Origin of the sequence: Megasphaera sp. AF13-6AC (genome assembly GCF_027685385.1) — a bacterium.
GTDB classification, from domain to species: domain Bacteria; phylum Bacillota; class Negativicutes; order Veillonellales; family Megasphaeraceae; genus Megasphaera; species Megasphaera micronuciformis.
Genome location: NZ_JAQCUN010000018.1, coordinates 11,752 through 16,936 on the forward strand (window position 1 = coordinate 11,752; position 5,185 = coordinate 16,936).

A 5,185-nucleotide genomic window follows, 5' to 3' on the forward strand; every position below is an offset into this window, starting at 1 on the left:
TGCACAAGTCGGCGCCGACTTTATTCCTGTCGGCCTGAGTCTTGGTGAAGCGGAACCGGAAACCATCGAACTGGGCGTGCCTGCCGTCTTGTATTCGCGCATGATTACAGGTCCTTTGGCCGTATTATTGGCCTATGCCGCATCGGTAGGATTGTATTAAACTCTTTCCGTCTTCCTTGCAGGGAGGCGGAAATTTTATTTTTTAGACGACTTTGACTTTTTGCCCTTTATAAGGTATGATAGATGAGCATAAAGAAAAGTATGCTTACATAGAAGGGAGTTTTGAAAAGTGGCTGAAGAAAGATATGAGTTTCAAGCTGAAACAAAACAATTGTTGGATCTTATGATTCATTCTATTTATACAAACCGTGAAATATTTCTTCGTGAATTGATTTCCAACGGTTCCGATGCTATTGATAAATTACATTATGAAGCGTTGACAAATCGCGATTTATTGGAAGGCGATACGGAATTTTCTATTCGACTGGCCATAGATAAGGATAAGAAGACTTTGACTGTTGCCGACAACGGTATCGGCATGGACAAGGAAGATATTAAAGCCAATATCGGTACTATTGCTCGGTCAGGGACTAAGGCCTTTTTGGAACGTCTGAAAGCGGAAAAAGAAGATAATGAAAACGTATCGGACAAGGAATTAATCGGCCAGTTCGGTGTCGGTTTTTATTCGGCTTTTATGGTTGCTAAGGCCGTTACGGTCTTGACCAGAAAGGCCGGTACGGATACCGGGTATTGTTGGAAATCTACGGGTGACGGCTCATACACCTTAACGGAATGCGATGTTAAACATCACGGAACGGCTGTCGTACTGGAACTGAAAGATGAATTTACAACAGGTGAAGATGACTTCCTTGATGAAAGTCGTCTTTCCGAATTAGTTAAAAAATACTCCGACTATATTCGCTATCCCATTATGATGAATGTAACGGTAAAAGAAGTACCGAAAAATGAAGACGGTCAGCCCGTTGAAGGGGCTGATCCGATTGAAAAAACGGAATTGAAGACGTTGAATTCCATGCAGCCCTTGTGGACTCGGAACAAGTCGGATATTAAGGACGAAGAATATGCCGACTTTTTCCGTCATCAGTTCTATGAATGGGAAAAGCCTATGGAAGTATTCCATACAAAGGCTGAAGGAACGGTTGAATACACGGCACTTCTGTTCATTCCCGGCAGTGCTCCTATGAATCTGTATTACAGTGATTATGAACCGGGCATTCAATTGTATTCGCGTCACGTATTTATTATGGATAAGTGCAAGGATTTACTTCCCGAATACTTGCGGTTTGTCAAAGGCCTTGTCGATTCTCCCGACCTGTCCCTCAATATTTCGCGTGAAATGTTGCAACAAAGCCGTAATTTAAAAGTTATCGGCAAGAACTTGGAAAAGACTATTTTAAAAACTTTGGCTCGAAAGGCGGAAAAAGAACGGCCTGAATACGAAAAGTTCTGGAACGAGTTCGGAAAGTCTATTAAGATCGGCATTTACAGCGGCATGATGACCGGAGAAAACAATGCGGACAAGCTTAAGGACTTGGTACTCTTTTATTCGGCTCGTCAAGGTCGTCTCGTTACCTTGAAAGAATATGTAGAGGCTATGAAGGACGGGCAGCAGAAGATTTATTATGCTGTAGGTAAAGACAAGGAAAGCATTGATGCCTTGCCGCAGACGGAATTGCTGAAGGATCGAGAACTGGATGTATTGTATCTTTTTGACCCCGTAGATGAATTCGCCATTGAGGCTCTTCATGAATACGACGGTAAGTCCTTCCATTCTGTAAGCCGCGGCGATTTGGACTTGGATGACGATACATTTAAGGAAGAAAAAAAGAAAAACGAAGACTTGGCTAAAGATAATGAAGGTCTGCTACAAGACGTGAAAAAAGCCTTGGAATCGAAAGTGGTGGATGTACGCCTTTCCAATCGGTTAAAAAGCGGTGCCGTTTGCCTCGTGGCCGATGCGGCAGGGCCGTCTGTAGCCATGGAACAGGCTTTTGCCGGTGCGGATAATCCGTTTATGAAGGCACGGCGTATTTTGGAAATCAATCCTCATCATGAATTATTCAATAAACTGAAGACTATACATGACGGAGAAACGAACAAGGATGCATTCAAAGAGTACAGTGAACTCTTATACGATCAGGCACTATTGTTGGAAGGAATTATGCCGGAAGATCCTGTTGTCTTTGCGCAACGCCTTGCAAAAATGATGGCTAAATAAGTTGACGGAGCGGTTCGCAGCCGCTCCGTTTTTCTACCCGTTTACGTGTACATATGTTCGGTCTTGTGCTAAAATAATAAGACTTACGAAGTATAGTTTCGTAAAGAAACGGAGCATCAGTTTATGAATGTAGAAGAAAGAAATAAGGATTATGATCGGTCTCGTCCTTTTCGTGTCGAATCTCCCTTTGAACCTACGGGAGATCAGCCGGCAGCCATAGATTCATTGGCACACGGTATTGAAAGCGGGCAGTGGGCTCAAGTATTATTGGGAGCCACGGGAACCGGTAAGACATATACGATGGCCAAACTGATTGAGCGGGTTCAAAAGCCTACGTTAATCATTGCTCACAATAAAACCTTGGCAGCCCAACTATGCAGTGAATTCAAGGCTTTTTTTCCGGATAATGAAGTGGGTTATTTTGTCAGCTACTATGACTATTACCAGCCGGAAGCCTATATCCCCACAACGGATACATATATTGAAAAGGATTCGGCTATTAACGATGAAATAGATAAGTTGCGTCATTCGGCGACGATGAGTCTTTTCGAACGGCGTGACGTGATTATAGTCGCTTCCGTATCGTGCATATACGGCTTGGGTGACCCGGAAGATTACAGTGATTTGGTACTGTCCTTGCGTTTAGGGCAGGAGAAATCTCAAACCGAAATTTTACGAAAACTCGTGGACATTCAATATACACGAAACGATTTAGATTTACAGCGCGGGACCTTTCGCGTACACGGGGATACGATTGAAGTCTTTCCGGCGGCTTTCGACAGTTCCGTCATTCGTATCGAAATGTTCGGTGATGAAATCGATCGCATGACGGAAGTGGATGTGCTGACAGGGGAAGTTTTGGCTGAACGAAAGCATATAGCCGTCTATCCTGCCAGTCATTACGTAACGACGAAGGAAAAGATGCAAAGAGCCCTCGGTACAATCAGCGAAGAGTTGACGGAAAGATTGCAATATTTGAAGAGCCGGGAACGGCTGTTGGAAGCACAGCGCTTGGAACAACGTACGCGGTATGATATGGAAATGATGGAAGAAATGGGATATTGTTCGGGCATAGAAAACTATTCTCGCCATTTGTCGGGCCGCAAGGCCGGAGAAGCACCGTATACCTTGCTTGATTACTTTCCCGACGATTTTATGATTCTCATCGACGAATCGCATGTTACCATACCGCAGCTTAGAGCTATGTATGCAGGCGATCAGTCACGCAAGGAGTCTCTTGTTGAATACGGGTTCAGACTTCCGTCGGCTAAGGATAACAGACCTTTGAATTTTGATGAGTTTACGGAACGGATTAATCAGATTGTCTATGTCAGTGCGACGCCCGGTGACTATGAGATGGAAGTACAGACCAATTTGGCCCAGCAAATCATTCGGCCTACAGGACTTCTGGACCCGAAGGTAGAGGTCCGCCCCGTTACGGGGCAGATGGACGATTTGCTCGGTGAAATTCGCAAGCGCATTGAAAAGAAAGAACGAGTTTTAGTAACGACGCTGACTAAAAAAATGGCGGAAGATTTGACTGAATTTTTAAAGGAAACGGGGATTCTTGTGCGGTATTTGCACTCGGATATTGCTACTATAGAACGGGCCGAAATCATTCGTGATTTACGGGCGGGCGTATTCGATGTTCTTGTCGGCATTAACTTGTTGCGTGAAGGGCTGGACATGCCGGAAGTCTCATTAGTCGCCATTCTTGATGCGGATAAGGAAGGCTTTTTAAGATCCGACACGGCTTTGATACAGACTATGGGGCGAGCGGCTCGTAATGAACACGGCACCGTTATCATGTATGCCGATACGGTAACGGGATCCATGCAACGGGCTATGGACGAAACGGAACGTCGCCGGGCCGTACAGGAAGCCTATAATAAGGAGCACCATATTACACCCAAGTCGGTTAAGAAAGAGGTTGTAAACTTAATTGAACTGACGAAGGTGAGTGAAGAAGAAAAAGGCTACGGAGCTGCCGATGAATTGCTTACTAAAGAAGCCTTGCACAAGGTCATTCACTCATTGACTCAGGAAATGAAAAAGGCGTCAAGGCAGTTGGAATTTGAAAAGGCGGCGGAAATAAGAGATCGCCTGGGACGGTTACGACAAGAACTGTCGCAAATGAGTCATGACGACACGTTACCGAAAGAATTGGCCGGACAGGCCGATATGCCGTCGGCACGCACGGTTCGTAAGGTTCGTCATCCGTCGGCACGCCGTCGTAAGAGTGAGGCCGTAGAAAAAGGAAAGCCAATGAAGAGGAGTAAGGACTGAGGTATGTCTGAAGCGAAAATTATTATAAAAGGTGCCAGACAGCACAACTTAAAAAACATAGATCTCGTATTGCCGCGTGATAAATTCGTTGTCATTACGGGACTTTCCGGGTCGGGAAAGTCATCCTTGGCCTTTGACACGATTTATGCGGAAGGGCAGAGGCGTTATATAGAGTCTCTGTCAGCCTATGCACGGCAGTTTTTGGGACAAATGGATAAGCCTGATGTAGACTACATTGAAGGCTTGTCTCCGGCTATTTCCATCGACCAGAAGACAACCAGCCGCAATCCCCGTTCCACTGTCGGAACGGTTACGGAAATTTATGACTATCTTCGCCTTCTTTATGCTCGTGCAGGCGAAGCCTTTTGTCCGTCGTGCGGTAAACCCATTCGTCAGCAGACCATAGAACAGATGACCGATTCTGTCCTGGCCTTGGGAACCGGACAGAAAATCATGGTCATGGCACCTGTTGTTGACGGCCGCAAAGGAACTCATCAAAAGCTTTTGGAAAGGCTTGTTAAAGACGGGTATGTGCGTGTACGTGTAGACGGAGAAATTTATTTGTTATCCGACGATATTCATCTTGATAAGAATAAAAAACATACGATTGAAGTCGTCGTGGATCGCTTGGTTGTAAAGAAAGAAATCGAGACACGTCTT

General features: G+C 45.1%; 3 protein-coding genes and 1 pseudogene. All 4 read left to right on the plus strand.

What is annotated here, in order from left to right; genetic code table 11:
- Positions 1 to 34 precede the first annotated feature (34 nt).
- Complete coding sequence (locus PGX78_RS02205; RefSeq protein ID WP_270445211.1) at positions 35 to 160, plus strand: hypothetical protein; 126 nt, start codon at positions 35 to 37, stop codon at positions 158 to 160.
- A 129-nt stretch (positions 161 to 289) separates the two neighbouring features.
- Positions 290 to 2,239: a molecular chaperone HtpG gene (htpG, locus tag PGX78_RS02210; protein WP_270445209.1), complete on the plus strand. Its 1,950-nt coding sequence runs from the start codon at positions 290 to 292 to the stop codon at positions 2,237 to 2,239.
- 123 nt (positions 2,240 to 2,362) lie between these two features.
- Positions 2,363 to 4,525 (plus strand): excinuclease ABC subunit UvrB, encoded by a 2,163-nt coding sequence (uvrB, locus tag PGX78_RS02215; protein ID WP_270445210.1) that lies wholly within the window; start codon positions 2,363 to 2,365, stop codon positions 4,523 to 4,525.
- Positions 4,526 to 4,528: 3 nt separating this feature from the next.
- Positions 4,529 to 5,185 (plus strand): annotated as a pseudogene (locus tag PGX78_RS02220) (excinuclease ABC subunit UvrA); the annotation flags it as partial.

Excerpts from the sequence above, each read along its gene's own strand:
- uvrB (WP_270445210.1), top strand. The coding sequence starts at position 2,363 with ATGAATGTAGAAGAAAGAAATAAGGATTATGATCGGTCTCGTCCTTTT.